This window comes from Achromobacter sp. (assembly GCF_050285565.1).
Taxonomy (GTDB): domain Bacteria; phylum Pseudomonadota; class Gammaproteobacteria; order Burkholderiales; family Burkholderiaceae_B; genus Achromobacter.
In genome coordinates, this window is sequence record NZ_JBLZXG010000005.1 from 419,609 (window position 1) to 445,759 (window position 26,151).

Genomic DNA, 26,151 nt, shown 5'->3' on the forward strand with positions numbered 1-26,151 from the left:
CATCCATGCAAAAGATCGAAGGCCAGGAATTCCGCATGGCCCTGGACAAGGGCAACGCGCATTTCCACGACCTGCATCTGCACGACTGCGCCTTTGACAATTGCGGTCTGTGGATGGTCAAGCACCCGCAACGCATGGCGCGCGTGCAGAACGTGCGGTTGTCGAATTGCCGCGTCGTGAATTCGGAGATCAAGCCGTGTCTGTTCGAGGATGTGGTGGTCGAGGACCTGTCCACCAACCCCATCCTGCTGGTGTGGGCCGCGTTCCTTCGCCGGGTCACGCTGAAGGGCATGATCGGCAAGATCAACTTGAACCTCACGCCGGAAGCCTTCTGCACGGACGCGGATCGCCTGCGGCAATTCGAGACCGCCCGCGCCGCGTTCTATGCCGAAACCGACTGGGCGCTGGATATCAGCGACGCCAAGCTGCTGGGGCTGCGCTGCGAAGGCGTGCCGCTGCACCTGATCCGGCGCGATCCGCAAACGCAGGTGATCCTGGACAAGCGCGGGCGCTATCGCGGCCAGCAGGTGTTGGATGCGAGCTTCGCGAAGGCGTTTCCCGTTGCCGACAGCGTGTTGCGCGGCTTCGATGAATCCGACAAACCAGCCATGCTGCTGACGGCGTCGACGGGCGCGCCGAAGAAGCGGCGCGATGAAGAGCTGGGCGCGATCCAGGAACTGCGCAGGCTCGGGTTTCTGGAAGATTGAACCGGGCGCCGCGTCAGCGCCATAGCCCGTAGCCGAGCGCCGCCACCACTGCAACCCACAACACCACGATCACCACCGCGCCCACCCGGCTGCGCGGCTTTTCACGCTTGGCCTCTATCCACGCGTCCGCCTGGCTGCGGCATTCCTGTAGAACGTCGGGCGGCAACAGCTTGATGGTCAGCCATATCAGGCCCGGCAGCAACAGCACGTCATCCAGATAACCCAACACCGGGATGAAGTCGGGAATCAGGTCGATCGGGCTGAGGGCGTAGGCCACCACGAACACGCCAAGCGCCTTGGCGTGCCAGGGCGTGCGGGGGTGCTTGCCGGCGAACCAGAGGGTCAGGCCGTCGCGCTTGATGCGTTTGGCCCAGGTCTTGAGGCGGTCGCGGGTTGGCATGGGCTCTGCGGCTCGGGGGAAGGGCGATGAATTCCAGGTTGATAACCGAAGGATAAAACGTGATCGGGCGATCCATGAAAGAATCGTATAGCCCCACATCGCGCAGGACATCGCCATGCCGCTTTCCGCCTTGCTGCACACCACCGATCTCGCCGCAACCCGCGACTTTTACGGGTCTGTGCTTGGCTTCAACGTCACCGACTCCGCCGAAGGCACGCTCACGGTGGAGCAACACGGGGGCCGGCTGATCTTCACCACGCTCGATCTGTGGAGGCGGGCGCCGGGATTCAGCGGCACCCTGTATTTCTCGCTTCCCGATGTCGAAGCGTTCTACCGGCAGGTCAAGGACAAGACACCCATCGCCTGGCCGTTGCAACGCATGGCCTATGGCTCCCATGAGTTCGGGCTGGTGGATGGCAACGGATATACGCTGGCGTTTGTGCAGGGGGTGTGACGAAGACCCGTGGAAAATCAGACCAGCCGCTATGTGGGATGAGCAACCCTGGTGCTACCTTCAATCGACTGCAAAAGTCGGTTGCAGCGTTTGTGACCGGCGATAGACGACCACCATGCCAGACCAATCCCTCTTTATTGAACCGGTAATCGGGCCACGCGACATCGTGGAATTATTGGCCAAATGGCGACAGGACGAACCGCTTGGGCCGGAAGATCAATTTCCACACATCGCCGACGCGCCGCTCAAGTCGGAAGACGTCCCGTGAGCGGTTATCTGCTGGACACCGACAATCAGTGCGCTGCTGCGTGATCCCAACGGCCCGGCGGCCCGCCACATCGAGCGAGTAGGCCCAAAGGTGATCGTCACCAGTGTCGTCGTCGCGGCGGAACTGCGCTACGGCTGCGCCAAAAAGGGGTCCGCGAAGCTGCAAGCGAAAGTCGAAAGCCTGTTGGGCGCGCTCCCCGTCCTGCCCCTGGATGTGCCCGTCGACATCAAGTACGGCAACCTGCGCGCCGAACTGGAAGCCGCTGGCGAGCCGATTGGCGCAAACGATCTGTGGATAGGCGCGCACGCCTGCACGCTCGGGCTGACGCTGGTGACGGGTAATACCCGGGAATTCGAACGCATCCCCGGGCTCGTCGTGGAAAACTGGCTGGCCTGAATCGAGCACATCGTCTCGTTCTTTTGCAGCATCGAGACCACGCGCCCCATACCGCCAATCTGCAATAGCTCCATTCGACGGAGCAACTTCGGCCGCGTTCAAGGCTAGATCACCCCTCCACCAGCCTTGGAGGCGTTGAGGTTCGGTCTGCCCAACTGCTCCCCCCATTGGCAATCCTCAGATATCAGTTCCTTTCGCCGCTCCTTGAAATAACGGAGCGCGTGGGCCGTTTGGCTCATTCATCGCTTTCTGGCCAAACTTCAGCTTCGGGTTCTATGGCGTATCAGAATCGTCAGCGCCATACTTTGACTGCACCTTGGGGCGATCAGCAAATGGCTTGATGCCTAGCATCGACGCCTTCGATGCATACATCCCGACTGAACCGATCAAGAAGCCCAACAAAATCACGAGGTAGGAGCCATACCTAAGCCCACCAAGTAGCAACGAAATGCCCACAAGGGAGAGTAGGACGCGTACCCAGCGCTTGAAGTTTCCATTTTCTATAAACACGTTCTTCTACCCATTTAAAACAAAGCCGACATACCAAATCCAGCCAGCATTCCAAATTTGATATCTGCAACTCCTGCCAAATGACAGCAGCCGCGGCCGCTACCAAAAAAATAGAAGAATGGCATCTGATCTAACTAAGGCAATAAACCCCGCAACTCCAAGAGAAAATAATGCCAATGGCCACTTGCTCGCCCAAGGCCAGCGTATGCACATCCATATGAACACGAGCAACCCACTTACCAGGGAAGACTTGAACCAATACATGAATCCCCCGAACCATCCTTTTATTTCTTTTCGCCCAAATAAAAACCACGTGAGGCCCAGCGATAGGATAGAAATAACCAGCATGCCAAAGGCAGTTAAGTCCACTGCAATTAAATGCATCAAGACTACTCTCCAGAAAATCTTTCCCTAATGTTATGTGCGCCCCACCATGCATTCTGGGCAGGATCAAAAATCGGATCGATTGAACTCGCCATCCCAGCAGCGTTTCCGTTGACCCTAACCCCGAATTAGTCCGGATCAGAATTAGAGATTTCCGGCTCAGGAGCTTCAGCCACAATATCCTGCCTACAACGACCCGTACCACAGGAACTGCCGAAGGATATTTCCTTGCCACTAACTCGATATCCCTGAGTAGCAGTTGATCTTTAATGTCATTGACCTGCCCCCAGCGAGACGCTGCTCGACCCCGCGCAGTAGGGCGGGATGCACAGACTCACGCCGAAGCCGGTGCTCTTGTTGCTGGAGGCGTACTGGCTGCTGTACTGCAGGCTTTCGAGCAGCAGATCGCCGCCCACCGACGCGATGACCTGGTTGGCTTCACCCGTCGCCCCCCTTGAGCGTGGTGTCGCCTCCCGACTGGATAGCCAATACCTTGCCGGCCGAGCGAAGTGCCCAATCGCGTATATGGCAGCGCGTGCCGCCTGCACTTTGGGACCATCTCTCAAACCGGAACGATCGTCTTTACATCCGACGCCACCATCCTTGGAGATAATTGATCGCGACCGTTACGTGCATCTGGTGAAAGTTAACCGCAATGCGGCACCGACTTGTTTCGGGGAGCTATCGGCAGCCAAAATGACATAATCTTTCTCGGTCAATCCCTCTCCGCTCCAAGCTTCCAGCTTCTCGTGATGGCTGGGCTGCATTACAAGTGAATCCCCCATCAATTCCACTGAACAACTTTTCATATCCTTGAACATGGAGCGCTTGGTTTTATACTCAAAACCTCTCCATCATTTCGGCCACCCATTTTTTGTATTGCGGAACGACTCTCCCAGCAATATCGAAAAATTTCGGATCGTTCTTGGGGTCAATTTGGCGACTCGCACAAAGCGCTTCAACTGCAGCTAAGCCCAGCTCAGCATCAAAAGAAGACGGCGGCAACAAGCACTTTTTCCCTTTTGGGTCCGGCAGGAAGTCCAGAACGCCGATCCTTCTTAAGGAGGGACGCTCACTCTGCCTCCTTAGCGGACCGATCAGAATATCTCCCGTAACATCACGAGCCAGCTCTTATAAAGCACGTTCAACCTTGATAGCTCCCCATTCAATAGGATCGAATCCTGCCGGCCAGATTGTTCGGTCATCGTAAAGCGCATCGGTAAAATTAGCTTTATCGATTCGGTTTGCTCTCAAGTTAGCCCCACATAGATTTGCTTTAAAAAAATTGGCAGCGCCAACATCAGCATTATCTAAATTGGCGGCAGACAGATTAGCTTTAGAGAAATCTGCAGAGATAGCTACCGCCCCCGACATGGTCACCCCCTCCATATTTGCGCCAATAAGAACAGCATTCATTAACGCCGCGTTATTCATCACCGATTTAAATAAAACTGAATTTATAAAAGACGCGTTTCTCAAATTCGATTTAGTAAAATCAGCTCGCGTAAGATCCAATTCATCAAAAATTGCACGATGAAGCTCTAGTCCTTTCAAATTCGAACCGCTAAGAGTCTCGACAGGCAAAGCTAATACCTCACCCGTCTCAAAATATATTTTTATCATTGATTCCCCCAATCGGTTAGATCAACCTTAACATCAGATACGGGTCTAGTTTGGCTAACTTTACTCGAAGACAGAATCCCAGGAGCAACCTCCGGATTTCTTCCCAATATTTTTGCTGCAATATAACGATGATTTCCATCGATAATTGCCTTTCCATCCATTTTAATTGCGGGGGCAATATCGCCCTTAAGAAGCCTATCAACATATCTTTGTACGGCTGGCAATGAGACAGAATCTTGCGCACTAGTGGCGGGATCACCTTGCAATGCCTTTTTAATAATTTCGGGAGTTACCTCAGAGCCTTTAGAGACGAGAGGCTTCCCAGTTGTCGCCGTTCCTTTTAAAACATTCAAAGGCGCAGGCTTCACATTCTCAGCCGTTGAACGTACTTGCCGTCCTCCAACCGATCCTATCCCCTTCATCACGCCATCGGCCACCCACGGCAATACCGCCAGAACCCCCACCTTCAGTCCCTGGCTTCTCATCGCTTCCAGATCCTGCACCTCCTGCGCCGTCAGATAGCCACTCGCAGACAGGTCTTCCTTGGACAGCGAACCCAGCCATGATCCCAGGCCCTCGCGCTCGCGCGCCTGCTCGGCGGCAAGCGCCCGCGACTCCAAGTTCGTGTAGTACTGGGTGCGCGCCTGCAGCAGATTGTTGGCGGCCGTGGCTGCTTCCGTGCGGTCCAGGCTCTTGGCCTGTGCCTCCAAGGCCGTGATGTCGGCGCGCAGCACTTGTGCCACCACCGCGCAGGCGTCCGGGTTCTCAAGGCAAGCCCGTTCCGCCCCATTGTTGCGATTCACACTGATAGCATTGAGCCGATCCACTTCCTTGCGGGCTTGGGCGCAAACATCCCCGGCGCAATCCTTCAATGTCTGCCGCGCCGCAAGGTACGACTTCATTTCATCAGGCCTGAGATAGTTGTTTTCCGTCTCATTGATCGCCGCGAAGACCGCCTCCGCGCCCGGCACGCCTGACGCTTCCGCGATTCCCGCCACCAGTGATCCGACCAGGTTGCGACGCACCTCCTTTTCTTCTGGGGTCATCTTCGAGGCATCGCCTGCCAACAGTGCATTCAGCACTGCCCCGGAACCCGCGCCCAATGCGCCCGCGCCGCAATCGCCGCCTTTGCCCGCCGCGCCCGCGCAGCCCACAATCGCGTGCATGGCGGCGCGAGCCGTCTCCGCCGTGGGACCATCCCCCAGTGCCGAGACGATCGTCTTTACTTCCGACGCCGCCAATCCTTGCAGATAATTGACCGCGGTCGCCTGTATCGCGTCGCTGGCAACTCCCGTCACATTGCCGCTAGCGGCTCCCACGATCGCGGCCAGCCAGCGACGGTTCTCTCCACCCGGCTGCCATTTCTTGGCGTCCGCATAGGCCAGTTCCAATTGCTTCCGGCGTTCACCTTCGGGCTCCTTATCCAGCGCGTCTTCCAGCGCCTTCGCTTCCCTGGCCCGAGTCGCCAGGAACTGCCCGGCCTGCCGCTGAGCCTCCGACGCAATCTCGAACCCCGCCTCGATCTTCTCCTTGTCGAAGATCGGCTTGAGCGCATTCAACGTATCCGAGGCATCCCGATTCAGCGCGGCGACCGTCTGGACCGCCGTCATCCCCGTCAGGTCCTGCTGCGCGGCCTCATCGCGGATCACAAGCGCGCCCGCGCTGATGGCGCTCTGCGTCGTCGAGCCGCCGCTGCCGCGCGCCGCGACAATCACCGGCGCGCCCATGCCGAAGCCGTTGCCGTCCGTCGCGATGGACGAGCCATGCTGCTTGCTCGCGCCGCCGGCCACGTCGCCGTCCTTGCTGGTCCCCAACCCGGTGTCCGCGCCCTTGCCGCCGCCAAAACCGAATCCCCCGCCTATCGACACCTGGCTGCCGCTGTACTTGGCACGGTTGCCGATGTTCTCGGTGACCAGCGTGCCGCTGCCAAGCTGGTTCAGGCCATCGACGATCGCCCGGTCGCTGCTGGCGATGACGCTGCCGATCAGTTTGGTGTTGTTCTGGACGTCTATCTGGAAGCCGCCATCGCCCGCGCGCAAGCCTGTCTGTTCCGTGACCGATTGGAAGTTGCTGTTGATCTTGCCCGTGCTGGCGTTGGCCGAGACGCTGCTCGACCCCACGCAGTAGGGCGGGATGCACAGGCTCACGCCGAAGCCGGCGCTCTTGTTGCTGGAGGCGTACTGGCTGCTGTCCTGCAGGCTCCCGAGCAGCAGATCGCCCCCCACCGACGCGATGACCTGGTTGGCTTCGCCCGTCGCCCCCTTGAGCGTGGTGTCGCCTCCCGACTGGATTGCCAACACCTTGCCGGCCGAGACGTGGCTGTTGGTCCAGCTTTCGTCCTTGCCTTCGGCCTTGCCGCGGCCAAGCGAAGCGCCCAGTTCGAGCGTGAAGCCGTTCTGCTGCCCGCCGGTCGAGTAACCGATGCCGATGCTGGCGCTGCTGCTCTTGCTGTCCGTCTTCTGTTCGGCCGCATTGCGCGCGGCTTGCAGCAGAATGTCGCCTTCGGCCTTGAGCACTGCGCTGTTGCCCGCGGACAGGTCTGAACCGATCAGGTTGATGCCGGAATCCCGGCCCGGGCCCTGGGCAACGATCGTCACATCACGCCCGGCCGTCACCGCCGAGCCGAAGGCCGTGGACACACTGCGATCGGTTGTGCTGCTGCTTTTGCTGGCGCCCAGGCTGAGTTTGATGCTGACGCCGCCCACCTGATCGATAGGGTTGCTCGACCCGGGCTTGGCCAATTCCGCCGCGTCGGCGGCCTTGGCCGAGGCGCGCACGGCATCGTACGCGTTGACCGCCGCCAGGCCTGTCGTGGCGCCGGCCAGGCCCTTCATGACGGCGTTGTCGGTCTTGCCCGACGCCTCGGCCATGCGCGCGCCCGTTTGCAACGCGCTGACGATGGGGTTGCTGGCGGTGAGCGTCAGGCCGCTCTGCTTGATCTCATGGAATTCCTTCTCGCGGCCGGTATTGTGCGCGGCGCCGATGTTCACTTCCTTGCCGATCAGCGTCACATCGCCCTGGCGGGCCAACACGTTGCTGCCCACGACATCGAGGGACTGCCCGGCACGGATCAGCGTATCCCCTTCCACGCTGCCGACCGTGCTCGCGGTGTGGAACGTCTTCTTGCCATCGAGCGAGTCCGTTTGCCTGCGCGTGCCGTAGCTCAGCCCGCCCATCGCGCCCAAGCCCGACTTCTTGACCATTTTGTAGTCATAGCGGTCGGAAGTGTTCTCGCCGGGCTGAATGTTCACGTCGCGCCCGGCGGATGCGGTCAGGTCATGCCGCGCGCCGACGTTGGAGCCGGCCGCCTTCAGGTCGCGTCCCGCGGTCAACACTGCCGTGTCACCCGTCAGCGTCGAGGCCTGTGCTTGTTCCCAGGCCGTGGAACTGATGGTGTGGGAGGTCCTGCTCGACAGGAATCCGCGCTTTTTCCGGTAGCTCTCGGCATAGGTGGAACCCGTTGCCACCCCCGCGGCCACGTTGATATCCCGTCCCGCGGAGACCGCCAATTGCTTGCCGGCCGTCGCGTCCGCCGCGCGCACATCGACGTCCTGGCCCGCGATCCATGTCATATCGCCGCCGGCCGTGATTGTCGTGCCGACCTCCCGGCTGGCGGTCAGTTCATGCCGATTGCGCGCATCGCCCGCTATGCGTTCGCCATGGTTCTGAGCGACTGTTTCGAGCCTGATGTCACGTCCGGCCTGCAAACGCGCATCCTCGCTGGCCGACACCTGCGCGGCGGTCAGGGAGATGTCTCGTCCCGCCTGCATGTAGAGCCTGCCGGCATCCACGCGGGCCACGCCGCTCAGATGCGTGCCCCAGGTGCTGCCGAAATTCTCGGATCCCGTTGTCGATGCCAGCGCAATGTCGCGGCCCGCCGATAGCGCGACCTCATCGCCGTTGATCAGCGAGGCCAGATTGGTCAGTTTCTCGCGGGCGGCAAGGTCGACCAGGGCGCCCTGGATACGGCCGCCAGCCTGATTCAGAATGTTGGCCGACGCCATCACGGCCGCTTTGCGCGCGCCGACGGTGCCGCTGTTGACGATGTCGTCCTCGGCTGCCAGTGTCACGTCGCGCCCGACCATCAGCGTGCCGTCGCCCTTCAGGTCGGTCGGCCGAACCAGCAGGTAGACCCGTGGAACCAGCACGGCTTCGGTCGTGCCATCAGGCAGCGTGACCGTCTCTTCCACCAACCAGACAAGGTCGGCGGTCAATTGACGCTGCTGCGCCTCGCTCAGTGCCACCCCGACCTTCAAGCCGCTACGCTGGGCGAACCGCGCCCCCTCGGTCATCAGCGCCTTGTATTGCGCGTCGTAGTCGCTGTAATTCTCCAGAAAACGCTGGCCAGAGGAAGCCAGGATCTGATCAGACACAAGCTTCTGCTCATAGAAACCGTCGCCCAGGCGCCTGGGCTGGCCGGTGGGCGTCAGAAATCCTGCGCCAGGGGGAAGCAGGGCGCTCCAATCCGGCAAGCGCGCGTCGGACGGCTTGCCGGCGGTCGCGTCGCCCATTGGAGTGTCCGGCGAAGCACTGGGCTGGCGCAGCAAGTCCAGCAGATAGTCGCTGGACACCAACGGATGCTGGCCGACGAAGCGCGGGTCGTTGGCAACAATGTAGGGCGCGTCCGGCTTGCCGCTGACAGCAAAGAGCTGGCTGTCCGGAATGCTGACGGGATTGGAGACGCTACGCACCGCCGCATCGTCAGGCAGGGTCACGCTGGCGATCTGTACCGGCTCAGGCGCTGGCGGGCGACTGGCGCCAGGACTGGAACCCACGAGCGCAACCCCGGCATTGCTGCCCGACGTCCCCACCGGCAACTCGATCGGCTCCGCGGCCATGGTCTCGTTATAGGGAGATCGACTCTCCGTGCGCCTGCGACCATGCTCGTCCGTGAAAACTTGCGTACCCGCACGCGTGATGGTGCGGGTACCGGCCGCGCCGATATTGACGATTGCCGGACCTTGCACAGACAGCATCCCACCTGCTGCAATCTGGCTCTTGTCGTTGGTGACCACGCCGGTAAGCGCCATGTCCCCGCCCGACAGGATCTTTGCGGGATCGGAGGCGGTCGTGCGTGTCTCGGTGACGGCTTCCGTGACGATGTAGTAATAGAACCCTTCGACCAGCCGTCTTTTGTAGTCCTGGTTGAACGCGTAGATACGCGCGTTCAACTCCTTAAACGGAGCCTGATACTGCGCGAAGGCCTGCTCGTAGGCACGCCGGCGCGCGGTCTGCGTCTCGGCGCACACCCCTGGCTTGTCGCTGCACGCGATATAGGGGATCCAGGTTGGCATCGGGCCGTCCGGCGGCGTCACGCCGAACACTTGCCAGATACTCGCGTCCGTGGCGTACACATGTATCGGTCGGGTGGCTCTGTGTACGCTCACCAATGGCCCCTCGAATTGGCAACCCCGACTGCCATCCGCGCTGTCGCAAGCTGTTATGCGGGGCACAACCGCCGGAGCAATAGGCACATTCGGGCCTTTCTTATCACCGACCACGAACGGCGCATAATCGAAGGGCGGCCCGTAGCGCGATGCCGGATACTTCTCCGACGGCAGCAAGAACTGATGATTTGAATCGTTCTCCAGGAACGTCAACGGATCCTTGCCGCACACGAGCCGATCCGTCTCGCATAACCAGTTCATATCGGCGTCGTACATGACCTGCGAGTTGCGGGTTCTGAAGTACACCTTGGGCTTGGACGACACCTGCACCGTTTCACTGGCATAGTGGTCGTTCTGGTTGCGAATGGAGGCGGCCGAGATATCGGCATCGCCCACAGCCTCGATGACGGCCGAGGCATTCAAGACCGAGGCGGCCTGATCGATAGCCGCGCCTTGCGCATCCAGCGCACCGCCCATGCGCAGATCAGCGCCCGAATAGATGAGTGCATGGTCACGATTGGTGAGCGCTCCCACCCCGAGATTCATGTTCCCGCGCGAGGCGACGACGGCGCCACCGCCCGCTCCCGCACCATTGACCAGCGCGCCCGCCTCGATGGACAGCGTGCCACCGTAGATGCGGCCGGTGTTTTCCACGCCGTCCGCAGCAATTCGGGTCGAGCCACCGTCGATAAGGCCCGCGTTGGCCACGCCCCGCGCGACCGTGATGGCATTGGCGCCGCCGGCCAATAGTTGGCCCGAGGCCTGGTTGTTCAGCGAGTCCGCCGTGATGGTCAGATCGCGGACGGCGCTGATCCGGGCGCGGTTGTCCATGTCGCCCCCCACGGACAGCGCAAGGTCGCGGCCGCTGGCGATGTCGCCTTCCTGGTTCAGGGACCCGGCGTATTGGAACGACAGATCACCCGCCGACTGCAACGTCCCCAACCCTTGCAAGACCTTCGTGGTCACCGCCAGGCGCTTGTCCGCCAACAGCTTGCCCCCGGCGTTTTCCAGCCGATCGGCAAGAATTCGCGCATTGCCTTGGGAGGCGATTTCGCCATCGGTGTTGTCCAGGTCCTTGGTGGCCAGCGTCAGGTCTTCGCGCGCCTGCATGGAACCCGTCTGGTTGCCAACACGGTCCGCCAGAATGTCGACCACCTTTGCCAGCACGCCCTTGGATGGCTCGCCGGCCATGGTCAAGGTGCCGCTGTTGTCGAGGCTGGCGGCGCGTAGTGTCAGCGCGTTGTCGGCCTGGATCAGGCCTTCGCGGTTGTCCACCGCGTCCGTGGGGGCAGGGGAGGAGGTTGCGGTGATGGTCACATCGCGCCCGGCCAGCGTCCCGTGGCGGTTGGCGATGGCAGCGGCCTCGATGCGCGCAGCGCCCGCTGCGGTAATCCGCCCATCAGTGTTGTCGAGATTTCCACCAAGCCTGATCGCGGCATCGCTCGTTGCAGCCAGCTCGCCACCCTGGTTGTGCAGATTGGCGGCAGTGACGTCCAGGGTCCCGCCCTGGACGACCGCGTTGCGGCTGTCCACGTCGCCCGGCGTGGACAGCGCGACCTTGGAGATGGCGGACACCTTGCCGTCCGTCAGGTCCAGGCCATCCGCGGACAGGCTCAGCGCCCCGCCAGCCAAACTCGCGCCCCGGTGCACGATGGAACCTGCCACCAGCGTGAGGCTGCCGGGCAGGCTGAGGGCGCCATCGGTGTCCACGCCAGCCACGAACTGGCCGGCGTTCGCGAGTTTTCCGGCGGCGCTGGCGATCAGATCGCCGCCAGCCAGCACCGAGCCCGTGTTGTCCAGCGTGGTTCCGGCCTTCAGGCTAGCGCGCCCGGCCGCCGTGGCGATACCGGCGTGGCCCAGCGCACCGCCTGCGCTCAGGTCCAGGGCCGCGCCGGACTGCAAGCGGCCGTCCGCCGTGGTGCTGAGTGCGCCGGCGGCATGGATATCGAGATCGCCCGTTTGCGTCGCGGCGAGGCCGCCCAGCGCTGCGTCGGTGCCCGCGCGCAGGGTCATGCCGTGTTGCGCGACCACCGAGCCCAGCGCGATGAGTGCACCGCCTGCTTGAGCCGTCAGCCCACCACCCGCCTGCTGCCGCGAGGCAGCGTGCAGCGCGAGGTCGCCGCGCTGCGCGGTCAGCGAGAGATCGCCCTGCAACGCGGCGGCCGTGCCATCGACGCTGAGGGTGTCGCCCGCGGTCAATGATTGCGAGCCGCCCGACAGCATGCGGCCAGCCACTTCCAGTGTCCCTGACGCGGAGGCGTTCAACGTGCGGCCAGTTTGCGCCAGCCCGGCTATGCCAACCGCCACGTCACGGCCAGTCAGCGTCAGGGTCGCATCGGTGGCGGCGGATCCTTCCAAGTGCGCGACGTGTGCGGCGGCAAGCAGCATGTCGCCCACGGAACTCAGGACGCCGGTCGCAAGCAGGTCACGCTGCGCGTCGGCGATCAGCGTTCCCGCCGCCTGAAACTGGCCGTTCCCCTTCACGACAACGTCGCGCCCAGCCGTGATCGAGGCATCGCCCGCGGCATGCTCGCCAAGCGCGGCCGCCAGACCTCCCACGCGGACATCGTCGCCAGCGGCGAGCGTCAAGCCCGCCCCCGCGGCGATGACACCGTCGGCGTCCAGGTCCGCGCCCGCACTCGCGTTCAGGCTCTGCGACGCCTGTATCCTGCCGGTTGCACCGACGCGCAGTTCTGCGCCCGCGTCGGCCGTGAGTCCGCCATCCAGCGCAGTGGCGATACCATCGATACTGATATCGCGCTGCGCACCCAAGATGATGGGCGAACCGGCAGTCGCAGTACCCGTGATGAACAAGTGGCGGGCCGCCTGTGCCTGCAGCACGCCCCGGCCGGCCCCCACTTCGGCGCCCTTGGCGGTACCCGCGATGCCAGCGATTCGCAGATCCTGGTCCGCGCGCAGCAGCAAACTGACGCTGCCCTGGGCCAGGCCCGTCTCGCCAATGGTCAGATCATCGCTCGCGTCGATGCGCAAGGTATCGTTGGCGACGGTCTTGCCATTCAACTCCGCATTCGTGCCGGCTTTCAGGGTGATGTCCTGCCGGCCGGAAATCGTGCCGTTCGCCAGCAGCTTGCTCCCTGCCTGCGCCGCCAGTGATCCGCCGGCCTGCAGCGCACTCGCACTGCCGAGCGTCATGGCGCCACCGCTGCTGGCCTCGAGCGCTCCCGCATCCACCAGTACCGAGCCATCCACGGTCAAGTCGTTTGCGACTCGCAGCGTCGCGGCTTGACCCGCCACCAACGTACCCGCCAGCGCCCCGGTGTCCGCCCGTGCCAGGATCGAACCATTGGCCTGCTGCTGCGATCCCGCCAAGGTGATCAACCCGCCGGCCGCCTGAATGATCAGGTTGCCGGCGGCGAAATGCTGGCCCGCAAGCTGCTGATTGCCGGCCGCCTCCAATATCAGGTCGCCTAGCGATGTCATCGTGCCCGCCGCCATCAACGTGCTGCCCGCGCGTGCTTGCAGTACGCTGCCCGCCAGCGTCTGGCCGTCCGCAGACAGGTTCATGCCACGTCCGGCGATCAGATCCAGGGGCCCGTTGACGGACGCAGCGATGCCGGACAAATCCATTTGGCCGCCGGCTTCCAGGCGCAGGCCCATGTCACCGCGTGTCGTGCCGGTCAGCGATAGGTCGTCTGCCGCGAGCAGGCGTACCTTGCCGGATGCGTCTGCTTGTCCGCTGGCGCCGATACGTAGATTGCGGCCGGCGTCCAGATCCAACGATCCACCGGTACTGAGCTTGCCTTCCACATGCGTATCGCGTGTGGCGCGCGCGTGAATGTCGGCCATGGACACCAATGCGCCGCCCATTGCCAGATCGCGGCCAGCACTGACCTGCACCTGCTTGCCTTGCAGCTTGCCCGTTGATCCCTGCACCAGATCATTGCCGCTTGTCAGGCTCAGTGCCGCGACGGTCAGGATGGCCCCATCCAAGGTCGCATCCTGGCCCGCTCGCATCGTCACGTTGCCGACCGACTGCAATTGCGTGCCGGCCGCCAGGGTCAAGTTCCCGTCGGCCTCGGTCAGCAGCGTTCCCGCCGTAACCACCTGTTGCGGCAGCACCAGGTCGCGCCCAGCCTGCAGCGTGACGCCGTCCTTCGCGGACACCACGCCACCCTCCAGGGATACGCCGCCGCGCGAGTCGGTCGGCGCGTTGGACGGCTCGACCGGCGCCGCGCCGGTTTGCGCAGCGGCGTCGGCGCGGTCGCCGCTATCGGCGGCTCCACTTTGAACGGGTGGCGGCGTCTCGGCCTGACCCGCCACCGTCAGATTGCGGCCAGATTGCATGCGCGCGTCCTGGCCGGACATCAGCAGTCTTGTCGATATCGACAGATCCCCGCCCGCGACCACGTGCAAGGCGCCCTGTGTGCGCAGGCTGCCCTGCGGACCCACCGCCACATCGCCACCCGCGTCCATGCTCAGCAACGCGCCCGCGCCGACCGCGCCCTGCACGGCCAGCTCGCCACCGCTGCGCATGCGCAGATCGCCGGCCGCCTGCACGGTGGCGCGCGGCGCAATGCGAACGTCGCCGGCGGCATTGACTTGCAGGGCGCCTGTCAGCGCGGCAAGATTTCCGCCGATGTTCACCCCCACGCCGGCCTCGGTGCCGATCAGGCGAATGCTATTGGCGTACATGCCGCCCAGCGCGGCCGTGTCCAGCGCCACGGCGGGTGCGGGGCCATCACCCGCCTGCGCGGAGACGGCGCCCGTGCCATAGTCGACCCGCGACGCGCCGGCCGTCACGTTCAACCGGTCCGCCCAGATGCCCGCGTTTATCTCCAGCGTGCGCGCGATCAGGTCCACCTGGCTGAGGTTCATGCCGTTCAGGCCTTGCCCCTCGATGCCAAGCCGGCCTGCCGCCACGTCAAAGCCGATGCCGCCGTCCGGCCCGACGCGTGGTTTGCCGGTGGTCAGCGTGGCCCGGTCGGCATTCAGGAACCCGCAGCCATTGCACGTGATGCCTGCGGGGTTGGCGACGATGACGTTGGCCCGATTGCCGGCCACTTCCAGCGGACCGAGCAGTTGCGACGGATTCGGCGCGGTAACCTGGTTGAGAATGGTGCCCGCATGCCGATTGCCCAGCATGAGATTGCCCGGCACTTGCCCCGCCAGTTGCGTCTGGCTGGCGCCGCCGCTGTTGTTGAGCACCACCCCGGACGGGCCGACGTTGAATTGCGTGTAGCGGTTGTTCGACACGCCGCCAGCCGAAGGTGGCGCGATATTGACCACCGGCACACCGTTGCTGACGCTCACGAAGGGCTTGGCGCCCGGCACGCCCCTGTCCACCGAGATCGGCAGGGTCTGCGCCAGCACCGGCGCCCAGGCCTGCGTGAAGGCCACGGACCACGCGATCAGGGAGCGGAGCTTGGACATCATTCGTACTCGGTTGAAGAAGGCGAGGAGAAAGGGCATCGCAAGCGTCTTGAAGACCGCAAGGAACCGCCACACCCCTTTGCCCGCGACGAATCGCCGGCGCTATCTGCGATCGGCAATTGCGCGTTTCGCAAAGCGCCATGCAGGACTTCATTTTTAGTCGCGGTCAGTTCGCGCAAGGCGTAGGAACGATCCGAGATTCGGCGAGACACGCGCGAAAATCGGATGAATGACGTGTTGTGTGGGCGCGCGCGCATCGGCGGCAATCACCCTGGACCGAGATCGCAAGCCCCGCGCCGGCCTCCCGCAATGCCCAGCGTCCGTTCAGCCCGCTCCCACCTTCGCCGAATGCTTCGGCGCCCGATAATGCGACGAACGCTTGCGTGCTTGCCGCGTCGCGGCCTCAATAGGTAGTCCCGCCTTGCCCAGCGCCCGCGCCAGTTGCTTGCCTGACACGATTCGGCTGCCGACGGTGTCGTCGTCCACATCCACCTTGACATACAGCCGGAACAGCCAGAATTGCCGTTCGGCGTCGCACCAGTAATAAATCACCCGCAAGCCGCTGCGCTTGCCCCGGCTGCGGTGGGGATCGGCGTAGCGCAGCTTGCGCAGTCCGCCCGTGCCTTCGATCACCACGCCGGCCTCCGGCATTTTCAACATCATGCCTTGCAGCGCGCGGAATGCGTCATCGTCCAGGAACTTCTCGCGCTGGCGCGAGAACTCGGGCAGTTCGACAAACAGGGCATTCATGGCAATGCACGCGTATCACTATCGGGGATCGACTGAAACCCATTTTGACGGGCTTCAACGCGTCCATGCGCGTGCGGGCCGTGGGTTTCGGACGAAGCGAATGGCCGCGCGCCCCTGTGTAATATCCCCCCACACCGCCATCAAAGGACCGACATGGAACTGACCCTGCCCGGCAAGCTGCAAAAGGCCCTGGAGCGCGAAGCCGAAGACGCCAAGCGGACGCTGCACGCCCACCTGATCAGAAAGCTGGAGAACATCACGCCGCCGGCCGAGTCGATCGACCCGAAACCCTTGCATGCCAACCTGCCGCGCCTGGTCGCCTACCTGGAACGCATGCCGGGCGTGTCCGTGCTGTCGTCGGAAGTGACGCGCGATGCGTACTGGTGGGTCAAGCTGACGATCGACCTGGCGCATCCCCTGGCATGGCGCGTGGTGCAGGAACTGGGTTTCGTCCTGAACGACCTGTCGTTGCAAGAGAAGCTGCCCACCGTGTTCAAGCCGGTGTCACCGCCGCCGTACCTGAACGGCGGCCCGGAGGAATGCCTGGCGTGGGTCATCGAGTCGACCTGGAACTACATCGACCCGGGCTGGATCGCCGAGACCTTGGAGGGATATCTGCCCAAGCCGGTGAATGAGGCGCAGGCCTGGGAAGGGCAATAGCGGCGCGTCGCATGCACCGCGCGGCACATCGGCGCTAGAACGGCTTGACCACCACCAACAGAACGATCAGCACCGGCACGACCAGCACCGCCGGCAACAACCGCGCGCGGCCCGCTTCAGTGCCTTCGCCCGGGGCCTCGGCCAGCCGCCGCAAATACCCCGCCTGCATCCCATGCACGGCCGCCAGCCCCAGCACCAACGCCAGCTTCGCCGACAACCAGCCACTACCAAACCACCCTGCGCTAGCCGCCAGATACACGCCACTGGCCAACGCACCCACCATCGCCGGCGTGGTCAACAGGCGCTCGCCCTTGCGCAACAAGCGCAACCGCGCCAGCTCCTGCGGCAACGCCGGACCCGGCAGCTTCGCCGCCGCCGCCAGCACGAACCCCTGCACCACCATCCCCGCCACCCAGAACAGCATCAGCGCGATGTGCAGCGCCTTGATCAGCAGATAGCCCATCGCTCACGCCCTCCCGGCGTCTGTCGCACGGCCCAGCGATCGCGCGATCACATAGCCGCCAAACGGCGCCAGCGTCGCCAGCAACGTCAGCAGCAGCCGCTTGCGCGGCCAGTCCTGCGCCGCCGCCACATTGCACGCCAGCGCGATGTACACCATGAACGCCACGCCATGCACCCGCCCGATCCACGACACCGGCGCCGGCATCCCGGCCAGATGCTTCAACGGCACCGCGATGCCCAGCAGCGCCAACAGCGTCGTCCCCTCCAGGACCGCCGCCCACTTGAACAGCAAAGGTGTCGAACCGCCGGAATCTTTCATGGACATGGCCACCGCGTCGCAAAGGGAACCGGCATTGTCCGGGCTGGCGCAATCGCCAGCCATTGGCCAAAATGCCAATCTTCGAAAGAAACCCGCCAACCGTGCGATCAGGCCGATCGGCCCCGTCGCCACCGCCGGAACCCCAGGCATGCCCAGAAAAGCCCCCCATCGCATCGCCGTGCTCGCCTTCGACGGCCTGGTCGCGGGCGACCTTGCCGCGCCCTGCGAGATCTTCCCGCTCGCCGAAACCCTGGACGGCCGCCGCCCCTACGACGTGCAGGTCTGCGCCAGCAAACCCCGCGTCCGCACCCACGCCTACGACCTGCACGTCCGCGCCCGCCTCGACGTCGCGCGCCACGCGCACACCGTCATCGTCCCCGGCCTGGCCGACCCGAGCCACGACGTCCCCCGCGACATCCTCGACCTGATCCGCCACGCCCACGCCGCCGGCGCCCGCGTCGCCTCCATCTGCACCGGCGCCTTCGTCCTGGCCGCCAGCGGCATCCTCGATGGCCTCAAGGCCACCACCCACTGGAAAGCCGCCGACCAACTGGCGCGCCGCTACCCCGCCATCGACGTCAACCCCAACGTGCTGTTCGTCGACAACGGCCAGGTCCTCACCTCCGCCGGCGCCGCCGCCGGCATGGACCTGTGCCTGCACATGATCAAGCGCGACCACGGCGCCGCCGTCGCCGCCAACAGCGCGCGGCTGGCGGTAGTGCCGCTGGAACGCGCCGGGGGGCAGGCGCAGTTCATCGTGCGGCCCACGCCGGCCTCGCACACCGACCTGACGCCGCTGCTGCACTGGATCGAGAGCCGGTTGACGCAGAACCTGACCGTCGGCGCGCTGGCCGATCAGGCCGCGGTCAGCGTGCGGACGTTGAACCGGCGGTTTCAGGAGCTGCTGGGGGTGAGTCCGTTGCAATGGGTGATCCAGGCCCGCGTGAACCGCGCGCGCGGGATGCTGGAGACGACGGACCTGCCGGTGGAGTGGGTGGCGATGGAGGTGGGGTTTGGGTCCGCGGTGTCGCTGCGCGAGCATTTCACGGGGATCGTGGGGACGAGCCCGATGGGGTATCGAAGGGCGTTTCGGCGGGCGGGGTGAGGGTGGCTGGGGCGGCCTGCCGCTTGGTGGCCTGGAACTGGCCTGACGCGTTGCGCGGCAGGCCGTAGGTTTTTTTCGGGTTACTGGATCGAGCGCGGCGCGTTGTGCGTGGCGGCGTCGAACGCGGCGTCATCGGCGTAGGCGCGGGCCGATTCCAGCATGGCGTCGGTCAAGGTGCCGAGGTGATCGCACAGGCCTTCCACACCGCCCATCAAGGCAGCTACCGTCCATGCGTCCAGCGGTTGGCTGCCGGTGGCAGCGGGTTCCGAGGCGCTGTTGCCGACCAGGCGGGCGATGGTCTGGATGGCGTAGCGGGCGCGTTCGATGTTGTAGAGGTGGGAGAGGGGAACCGGGCCGAGTTCGGGGTCGGTGTCGACCAGCCAGGGGTTTTGGGTGAGGGGGTGGGATTGCATGACAGGCTCCAAAGACTGATGAAGCCCGCTCCCCACTTCCAAATGGGGCGGGCGGGCGCAAGGCAAGGTTGGAAGACCGGCGTCTTTGGAAACCGGCGTGCGCGAACGCACCCTTGCCAGGGCCCGCCCATAGGGACGTGCAGAGGCGTACGGACGTGAAAAAGCCGCCAAGCGGCGGCGGTCCGCCAAAGACATTGCCGGCTTCCAAACCGGGCTACCGTTGGTGACAGTAGTGTAGGGAGTATAAGGCGATGGGCAGCGCCTTATCTGCAAAGTGAGGCAATTTGGCCACTGGCACAGGCACTAAGTGAGGTCTGCTTTCGACCCTAAGCAGTCAGTCCAGTGGAAGGGTTCGGGGTGATCACCGCTTGCTTGCAATTAATTCGGCGATTTCCTTCGCAATTTCTTCAACCGTGTGCGTCGCGGTGCTCCGTGCCACCTTATCTGCTAGGGACGGGCTATACGAAACGACTTCCTGCTTTGAGATGTTGTGCCAGATGGGCAGTAGGACTTGCTCGCCCGACACCGAGCGAGTGACGATTCCATCAAGTTCGTAGTTGGTCCAGCCCTTTGCGATAAAGGAGTGGGAAAGAACTACCAAGCCAACGAGGCTATTGGCCAGACCTTGATCAATCTTCCTTCGCAAACTATCGCCGATGCGAAGCTCAAATTCGTCATACCAAACATTGAGGCCTTCCGCGACTAGCGCCGCCGCCAAGGGCCTAACGACGGCGTCCTTGTCCTCAGAAGCATGAGATATGAAAACGTCATGTTCACGCCTCACGGAATCAACCCCGGGTGGGTCATCTCGCTGCACCAAACTTGGCACATTCGCCAACGGAATCGATCTCGCCGTAGGTAAAGAGCCTGGCAACACCCGAGCGGCAGAGCGAACCGTTCCTCGAAGGCCATTCATATCAACAGTAACGTGCCACCGCCCGGAACTTGGAATTCGCACACGGTACGGAGACTGCTTGACCAAGCCTCCGACGTAGCGGTGTTGCCTCCCCGCCTTGAAGTTGCTGAAGTTGGACGAGTCCATCAATTTCACATTTGCGGCGCTTCCCGACAGTGTGACTTCGACGATCTGTCCCGAACTTAGTTGACCGAGATCGTAGTGAGTAAAGTTCATTCATAGGCTCCAAGGCTTCTTGTGACTTTTAACGTATTACCGATCGATTGTCGCTTATAGCACCAACGTTTGGATACGCGAATGCTCACCGGTTGCGCCTGGATGTCCTACGTCAAGACTAACCCCTTGAAGCCGGCAGGTGGCCGGGCCGGGGTTGTGCGCATTTTTTGCATAAGTAACGTGGGCATTCGGTGTCTTCTTGAAAGTCGCGCTGATAAATAGTGCGTTCATCATTTGTGCACAAAATCCACCGTCGCCCCAATCCGGACCTCAAGCCTTGTCTCACATCTAAGTCCTTCTTGAGATGTTGGCCGAACATCCAAAGGTGTGGGCCAGCTGGTATTCGAGGCCCCAGTGCGGCCCAGCGATTGATGTGCGTCCTCCGGCGAGCATCCGGATGTTGCCCACCGTCAGTACTCCGGGACTCATCGATATACCTTCCCCGAAAGTCAGTGTTTGAACCCGGTGCTGCAGGTTCCTGTTGACCGTGAAGGTCAATCGCCCAGACAATATGCCACTAGAAAATTTTACAACTAGTATTCCCCGGCAATATTGATAGCTTCTCGTTATCTGGGAAGAAACCATAGGTACGCGATTATGGGTTACCGGAATAAAACATACGTCATTTTTGACGGTGACAAGGACATGTGGGCGTACGGTTTCATGCTCGGCTGGAACAAGAACGAGCACATGGAATTCAGCTTCTATAATGCGCACGACCTGAGGCCGATGGAAGGTACAGCTAGCGAAGGGTACGTCAAAAGCGTCCTCAGGCAACGCCTTCAAAACACCAAGCAGGCCATCGTCATAGTTGGAGACAGCACCAGATATCTGTACAGGTTCGTGCGATGGGAAATTGAGACGTGCATCGCGATGGGCATCCCAATTGTGGTCGTGAACCTGAATGACTCGAAGACAATGGACACAAATTTGTGCCCTCCAATCCTACGCGGTACATGCACGATTCATGTGCCGTTCAGGGCAAAGGCCATCCAGTTTGCGCTGGACGACTTCTGCGATGGATTTGCCAACTACAAGGCGCAGGGCCTTATCGACTTGTATCTGAAGCCCCACGTCTACACCTCGCTTGGTCTATGAAAGAGAATGATTTTCCCCCGCTGTATCAAGCGGCTGACGCCGCCTCGAAGAAGGCGCAGAAGAAGTTTCTCTTGGCGTTGGGTGGAAATCTGACGCTACTTGTGATCGCCGCCGCAATGTCTGTGGCAAACGTCCAAACAAGTTATTTCGCGCTTCTCCAAATGAGTCCGCTTGTCGGAACGCTATTACTGATCTTGTACCTTGCCGTCATGCGACCGCAGCGCATTTGGTATGGCACGCGTGCCTTAGCGGAATCGGTGAAGACAGTCTCTTGGAGGTACATGATGCGCGCTGAGCCATTCAACCGGGATGAGGCTTCTGACCGCGACCACTTCAAGGACTCGCTCACTGACATCTTCACTACGAACACCAACATCTCGGCTCACGCAGTAACAATGGCATCCGGCTCGCAAATTACGCAAGAGATGATGCGCGTTCGAAATCTGCCGCTTCTACAGCGCATCGACTTGTACGAGGCGGAAAGGGTTGAAGATCAGCAAGGCTGGTACAGCCGTAAAGCGAGACTCAATCAACGCTCATCTACGCTATGGTTTGGCGGTTTGATCCTGATGAACCTGCTGGCACTGGGGTTCGCTGCAGCAAAGATCGCTCACCCAACCGTCAACTATTGGCCGACTGACATTCTCGTGGCGTTCTCGGCTTCCGGCATGGCATGGATACAGACGAAACGCTATCAGGAACTGGCTGCCTCATACACGCTTACGGCACACGAAATCGGGCTACTGCGGATAGCCTTGCCAAATCCACCGACGGCTGACAAGTTCTCGAAATATGTAGGCGATGCTGAGAATGCCTTTTCACGAGAGCATACCCAGTGGCAGGCGCGACGGGATGTTGACTAGCGGTGCGCGTTGCGGCCCGTCAGCAGCTCCGACCTATTTCAAGGAAGTAATTTCCGGCGTCTCTGACTTGTGACATCTGAGAAAATCATCGGCTAAAAAAATCGACAGAGGCAAGGAGATCGGTTTGTTTAATCTATTGGTACAGTTCAGCCCTTGGGGCGCAGGGCGAGACACAGTTCCGATTAGTCGGTTGTTTGAATACACCAACGACGACGTCGCTGCATCCTTTCGCAACGGAGATCGAATCGCCCTCGACCGCCTTATCCGCCTGCCGTGCATTTTCATGCAAGAAGGAACGAACGATCAGCTGGCCCGGGTCGGGACAATTACGCATGCTCGGCTTTCCGGACGCGATATTGCCATCGAATACACCTTCGATATGGATATCCCTCCACTCCTGAATAGCGCAATTTTCGCGAACAGGATCGATTTCGACATGCCTCATGACTTCGAGTTCTCTCGGAGTCATTGGGCGGTAAAGGAGGTCGACCTTTACAGGGTTCTTATCCGAAATACACAGTCACGCCGGCAGCGTCCCACCGTATTCAATATCACGGAGCATGAACGGATTGAACCGACGCTGCTTTCGGCTATGATGCCGTTTGACGCGTCCTTCACTCCCGTATACGAAGCCCTTCGACAGACTGCAGAAAGCATCGGGCTTCGTTGCCGTCGCGCTGACGATATCTGGGAAAATCCCGCGATCATTCAAGATATCGTTTCGCTAATCGACCGCTCGCGCGTTGTAATCTGCGATTGCACAAACCGAAACCCGAACGTCTTCTATGAAATCGGCATAGCCCATACTTTGGGCCGCGAGGTAATTCTCATCACCCAGAACACCAACGACATACCGTTTGATCTTCGCCACCTTCGCTATGTCTCATACCTAAACAATGCAGAGGGTCGCCAGGTCTTGGGTCAAACGCTCCAGCGACGCCTTGAAGCCATCATTGGGGGCTAGTTAGCGTCCTGCGTCGTCGAACAGTTGCCCTTGCTCTGTTGGTCGTGATCTTCCAGAAAAAAGGTGAAATTGCTGCGCGCGAGGTTACAGTAAAGACGCGCCGCGTGTGGCTGGATCTGCCGAATCTGCATGAGACCCAGCAACGCCCGGCTGCTACCTCTGGTCAATGACCACCTGCGAGGAACAACGCTCGACTGAATGTCCAAATTTCATTGCATCCGGATGACCGTTGATGGCCGAAAGCAGCCGTAATTCGATTTCGATGCCAAATAAATAGTCATATGGAAAAAAAAAGGCCGCAGAAGCGGCCCTTGTTTCACCTACGATAAAAAAATGCTCAACCCTTACGCACCTGCGCAATCAACCCATCCAGCTGCGTGAGCATCGTGTCGATTTCTTCCGCCGTCACATTCAACGCCGGCATAAACCGCAGCAGATTCCCCCGCGGCGCATTCAGCAGCAGACCATTGGGCGCCAGGTTGCGCGCGGCTTCGACGATGGCGGGGCCGTCATCGCGATCCATCACCAGCGCGCGCAGCAGGCCCATCCCGCGCTCGCCCTTCATCCCATACTTGGCCGACAAAGCCAGCAGCCCTTCGGACAGTTGCTTGGCACGGGCATTGACCGATTCCATGAAGCCCGGCGCGGCCAGGGCGTCGAACACCGCGACGCCGACAGCCGCCATCAGCGGATTCCCGTTATACGTGCCCCCCTGGTCCCCATGCGAGAACACGCAAACCTCTTGACGCGCCAACAGCGCAGCCAGCGGCACGCCACCGCCAATCCCCTTGGCCAGCGTCATGATGTCCGGCACCACGTCGGATTGCTGGTAGGCGAACAGGGTGCCGGTGCGGCCCATACCCGTCTGCACTTCATCAACGATGAACAGCAGCTTGTGCTCATCCGCCAGCTTGCGCAGGCCCTGCATGAATTCCTTGGTCGCCGGAATCACGCCAGCCTCGCCCTGCACCGGTTCCAGCATGATCGCCACGGTCTGGTCATCGATCAGCTTGCGCACCGATTCCAGATCATTGATCTCGGCCTTCGGGAAACCTTCCACCTGCGGCGCGAACATCTTGTCCCAGCCCGGCTTGCCGGACGCCGACATCGTCGCTAGCGTGCGGCCGTGGAAGCCGTGGTTCATGGTGATGATCTTGTAGGCGCCCTTCTTGTTGACCTGGCCCCATTTGCGCGCCAGCTTGATGGCGCCTTCGTTGGCTTCGCCGCCGCTGTTGGCGAAGAAGACGCGGTCGAAGACCGACGCGCCGGTCAGGCGGCTGGCCAGTTCGATGGACGGCAGGTTGTAGAACGCCGGCGACGGGTTCATCAGCAGCTTGGACTGGTCCAGCAGGGCCTTTTGCATTTCCGGGGCGCAGTGGCCCAGGGTGTTGACGGCCCAGCCCTGGATGAAGTCCAGGTATCGCTTGCCGGCGTGATCCTCCAGCCAGGACCCCTGACCGCGCACGAACACGAGGTCCGGGCGGGAGGTGATCTCCATGAGGGCGTTGACGTTGTACTGGCTGAATTCCATGGCGGTGCCTGCTGAATTGTGAGAACCGGGTTGAAAAAGGGTGGGAAACGCGTAAATGCCGAATTTAGCATCGGCGGCGGGATGCTATCGTGACGCACCCCCAGCCGATCCGCCCCACGGCCGCCTCAAAAGGGCCGCTTGCGCGGGGCTCTCTATTTTATGCAACAGGGCAGGCGCCGGGCGCCGCCCTTTGTCGCTTTTTACTGACCGATCATGACACGAATTCTTTCCAGTCTTGCCGCCGGCCTGGTGCTGGCGGCGGCCGCGACGGCCGCGCATGCCGAGTATCCCGACCGTCCCATCCGCCTGGTGGTGCCGTTTCCGCCGGGGCAGGCGACCGATATCTTCGCCCGCGCGCTGGCCGAGAAGTTGGGCACGGCGCTCAAGCAGCCGATCGTGGTGGAGAACCGCGCCGGCGCCGGCAGCAATATCGGCATGGAGCAGGCCGCGCGCGCCACGCCGGATGGTTACACGCTGGTGATAGCGGGCTCGGCCGCGGCGGTGAACCAGACGCTGTACAAGACCATCAACTACAGCCTGACCAAGGATTTCGCGCCGGTGTCGGGGGTGTTCTCGGTGCCGCTGATGTTCCTGGCGACGCCGGCTTCGGGCATCACGTCGCTGCAGCAACTGGTGAAGCAGGCGCGCGCCAATCCGGGCGAGCTGGCGTATGCCAGCGCCGGCATCGGCGGCACGCAGCATTTGTCGGCCGAGATGTTCAAGGCGGCGGCCAATATCGACATCCGCCATATTCCGTACAAGGGCAGCGGCCCGGCGCAGGCGGATTTCCTGGGCCATCAGGTGCCGCTGATGGTGGATTCGGTGACGGCGGGGCTGCCGCACGTGCAGAGCAAGAAGGCGGTGGCGCTGGCGGTGACGACGGCCAAGCGCCTGCCGCAGTTGCCGGACGTGCCGACGGTGGCCGAGAGCGGCTATCCGGGTGTCGAGGCGATCGGCTGGGCGGCGGTGCTGGCCCCGCGTGACACGCCGCCGGCCATCACCAACTACCTGAGCCAGCAGATCGGCCAGGTGCTGGGCACGCCCGAGATGCAGAAGTTCTTCCGCGATCGCGGCGCGGAACCGATGCCGATGAAGCCCGAGGCCACCGGCACGTTCATCGCCGGCGAGGTCGAGAAGTGGGGCAAGGCGGTCAAGCAGTCGGGCGCGCAGGTGGACTGACGCGTGGCTTGAAGGCTGGCGCGGTGGCCTGGCGGGCCTTCGCGTCCGGCTCGCGAAAAGGGCTGGCCCGGCTTGTCGACCACGGCCAGGCCGCTGCGAGGGTGTCGCCATACCCTGTCCGCGACAAAACCACCAGCGCAACCACAAACGCCGGG

Annotated in this window: 20 protein-coding genes and 1 pseudogene; 10 read left to right on the forward strand and 11 right to left on the reverse strand. The window is 62.2% G+C overall.

The window, feature by feature from the left end; all coding sequences use genetic code 11:
* The first annotated feature begins 5 nt into the window (after positions 1 to 5).
* A complete protein-coding gene (locus ACN6O8_RS13275) occupies positions 6 to 707 on the forward strand; it encodes a hypothetical protein (protein WP_427991494.1) in 702 nt (233 codons plus the stop codon).
* Between the two features lie 13 nt (positions 708 to 720).
* Here ACN6O8_RS13275 and ACN6O8_RS13280 read toward each other — a convergent pair whose 3' ends face one another.
* Positions 721 to 1,107: a YkvA family protein gene (locus ACN6O8_RS13280; protein WP_427991495.1), complete on the reverse strand. Its 387-nt coding sequence runs from the start codon at positions 1,105 to 1,107 to the stop codon at positions 721 to 723.
* Between the two features lie 115 nt (positions 1,108 to 1,222).
* On the opposite strand from ACN6O8_RS13280, the gene ACN6O8_RS13285 reads away from it, so the two are divergent.
* From ACN6O8_RS13285 to ACN6O8_RS13295, 3 genes and pseudogenes are all read left to right on the forward strand, one after another.
* Complete coding sequence (locus tag ACN6O8_RS13285; protein ID WP_427991496.1) at positions 1,223 to 1,561, forward strand: VOC family protein; 339 nt, start codon at positions 1,223 to 1,225, stop codon at positions 1,559 to 1,561.
* Positions 1,562 to 1,676: 115 nt separating this feature from the next.
* Positions 1,677 to 1,829: a hypothetical protein gene (locus ACN6O8_RS13290; protein ID WP_427991497.1), complete on the forward strand. Its 153-nt coding sequence runs from the start codon at positions 1,677 to 1,679 to the stop codon at positions 1,827 to 1,829.
* Positions 1,826 to 2,225, forward strand: a pseudogene (locus tag ACN6O8_RS13295) (type II toxin-antitoxin system VapC family toxin). Before ACN6O8_RS13290 ends, ACN6O8_RS13295 begins: the two are co-directional and overlap by 4 nt.
* Positions 2,226 to 3,745: 1,520 nt before the next feature.
* Here the strand turns inward: ACN6O8_RS13295 and ACN6O8_RS13300 are convergent.
* The 5 genes from ACN6O8_RS13300 to ACN6O8_RS13320 all read right to left on the reverse strand — a co-directional run bounded on the left by ACN6O8_RS13300 (position 3,746) and on the right by ACN6O8_RS13320 (position 16,270).
* Entirely contained in the window at positions 3,746 to 3,940 is a 195-nt protein-coding gene (locus tag ACN6O8_RS13300; protein ID WP_427991498.1) for a contact-dependent growth inhibition system immunity protein, read from the reverse strand.
* Between the two features lie 19 nt (positions 3,941 to 3,959).
* Positions 3,960 to 4,247 (reverse strand): contact-dependent growth inhibition system immunity protein, encoded by a 288-nt coding sequence (locus ACN6O8_RS13305; protein WP_427991555.1) that lies wholly within the window; start codon positions 4,245 to 4,247, stop codon positions 3,960 to 3,962.
* Between the two features lie 3 nt (positions 4,248 to 4,250).
* Entirely contained in the window at positions 4,251 to 4,742 is a 492-nt protein-coding gene (locus ACN6O8_RS13310) for a pentapeptide repeat-containing protein (RefSeq protein WP_427991499.1), read from the reverse strand.
* Positions 4,739 to 15,523 carry a hemagglutinin repeat-containing protein gene (locus ACN6O8_RS13315; protein ID WP_427991500.1) on the reverse strand — a complete coding sequence of 3,595 codons (10,785 nt, stop codon included), beginning with the start codon at positions 15,521 to 15,523 and terminating at the stop codon, positions 4,739 to 4,741. The genes ACN6O8_RS13310 and ACN6O8_RS13315 overlap by 4 nt, the downstream gene beginning before the upstream one ends.
* 321 nt (positions 15,524 to 15,844) lie before the next feature.
* On the reverse strand, positions 15,845 to 16,270 hold the full coding sequence (locus tag ACN6O8_RS13320; protein ID WP_427991501.1) for a toxin: 426 nt from the start codon (positions 16,268 to 16,270) through the stop codon (positions 15,845 to 15,847).
* A gap of 153 nt (positions 16,271 to 16,423) precedes the next feature.
* On the opposite strand from ACN6O8_RS13320, the gene ACN6O8_RS13325 reads away from it, so the two are divergent.
* On the forward strand, positions 16,424 to 16,930 hold the full coding sequence (locus ACN6O8_RS13325) for a hypothetical protein (protein ID WP_427991502.1): 507 nt from the start codon (positions 16,424 to 16,426) through the stop codon (positions 16,928 to 16,930).
* Positions 16,931 to 16,964: 34 nt separating this feature from the next.
* Here ACN6O8_RS13325 and ACN6O8_RS13330 read toward each other — a convergent pair whose 3' ends face one another.
* Together ACN6O8_RS13330 and ACN6O8_RS13335 are read right to left on the reverse strand one after the other, a co-directional pair.
* Positions 16,965 to 17,393, reverse strand: coding sequence for a CopD family protein (locus tag ACN6O8_RS13330; protein WP_427991503.1), 429 nt, complete (start codon positions 17,391 to 17,393; stop codon positions 16,965 to 16,967).
* Positions 17,394 to 17,396: 3 nt separating this feature from the next.
* Positions 17,397 to 17,717 (reverse strand): DUF3817 domain-containing protein, encoded by a 321-nt coding sequence (locus ACN6O8_RS13335; protein ID WP_427991504.1) that lies wholly within the window; start codon positions 17,715 to 17,717, stop codon positions 17,397 to 17,399.
* A gap of 142 nt (positions 17,718 to 17,859) precedes the next feature.
* Between ACN6O8_RS13335 and ACN6O8_RS13340 the strand changes: the two genes are divergently transcribed.
* Positions 17,860 to 18,816: a GlxA family transcriptional regulator gene (locus ACN6O8_RS13340; protein WP_427991505.1), complete on the forward strand. Its 957-nt coding sequence runs from the start codon at positions 17,860 to 17,862 to the stop codon at positions 18,814 to 18,816.
* An 80-nt stretch (positions 18,817 to 18,896) separates the two neighbouring features.
* Here the strand turns inward: ACN6O8_RS13340 and ACN6O8_RS13345 are convergent, their stop codons facing one another.
* Together ACN6O8_RS13345 and ACN6O8_RS13350 are read right to left on the reverse strand one after the other, a co-directional pair.
* On the reverse strand, positions 18,897 to 19,229 hold the full coding sequence (locus ACN6O8_RS13345) for a hypothetical protein (protein ID WP_006392221.1): 333 nt from the start codon (positions 19,227 to 19,229) through the stop codon (positions 18,897 to 18,899).
* 361 nt (positions 19,230 to 19,590) lie between these two features.
* On the reverse strand, positions 19,591 to 20,361 hold the full coding sequence (locus tag ACN6O8_RS13350) for a DUF1883 domain-containing protein (RefSeq protein WP_427991506.1): 771 nt from the start codon (positions 20,359 to 20,361) through the stop codon (positions 19,591 to 19,593).
* A gap of 597 nt (positions 20,362 to 20,958) precedes the next feature.
* Between ACN6O8_RS13350 and ACN6O8_RS13355 the strand changes: the two genes are divergently transcribed.
* From ACN6O8_RS13355 to ACN6O8_RS13365, 3 genes are all read left to right on the forward strand, one after another.
* Positions 20,959 to 21,459, forward strand: coding sequence for a TIR domain-containing protein (locus tag ACN6O8_RS13355; protein WP_427991507.1), 501 nt, complete (start codon positions 20,959 to 20,961; stop codon positions 21,457 to 21,459).
* The gene (locus ACN6O8_RS13360) at positions 21,456 to 22,322 is read left to right on the forward strand and encodes a DUF4231 domain-containing protein (RefSeq protein ID WP_427991508.1); all 867 of its coding nucleotides are present in this window, start codon (positions 21,456 to 21,458) and stop codon (positions 22,320 to 22,322) included. Before ACN6O8_RS13355 ends, ACN6O8_RS13360 begins: the two co-directional genes overlap by 4 nt.
* A 124-nt stretch (positions 22,323 to 22,446) precedes the next feature.
* The gene (locus ACN6O8_RS13365) at positions 22,447 to 23,286 is read left to right on the forward strand and encodes a hypothetical protein (protein ID WP_427991509.1); all 840 of its coding nucleotides are present in this window, start codon (positions 22,447 to 22,449) and stop codon (positions 23,284 to 23,286) included.
* Positions 23,287 to 23,623: 337 nt separating this feature from the next.
* Here ACN6O8_RS13365 and ACN6O8_RS13370 read toward each other — a convergent pair whose 3' ends face one another.
* The gene (locus tag ACN6O8_RS13370; protein WP_427991510.1) at positions 23,624 to 24,817 is read right to left on the reverse strand and encodes an acetylornithine transaminase; all 1,194 of its coding nucleotides are present in this window, start codon (positions 24,815 to 24,817) and stop codon (positions 23,624 to 23,626) included.
* Between the two features lie 213 nt (positions 24,818 to 25,030).
* Here ACN6O8_RS13370 and ACN6O8_RS13375 point away from each other — a divergent pair, with 213 nt between their 5' ends.
* The gene (locus tag ACN6O8_RS13375; RefSeq protein ID WP_427991511.1) at positions 25,031 to 25,996 is read left to right on the forward strand and encodes a Bug family tripartite tricarboxylate transporter substrate binding protein; all 966 of its coding nucleotides are present in this window, start codon (positions 25,031 to 25,033) and stop codon (positions 25,994 to 25,996) included.
* Positions 25,997 to 26,151: the final 155 nt, after the last annotated feature.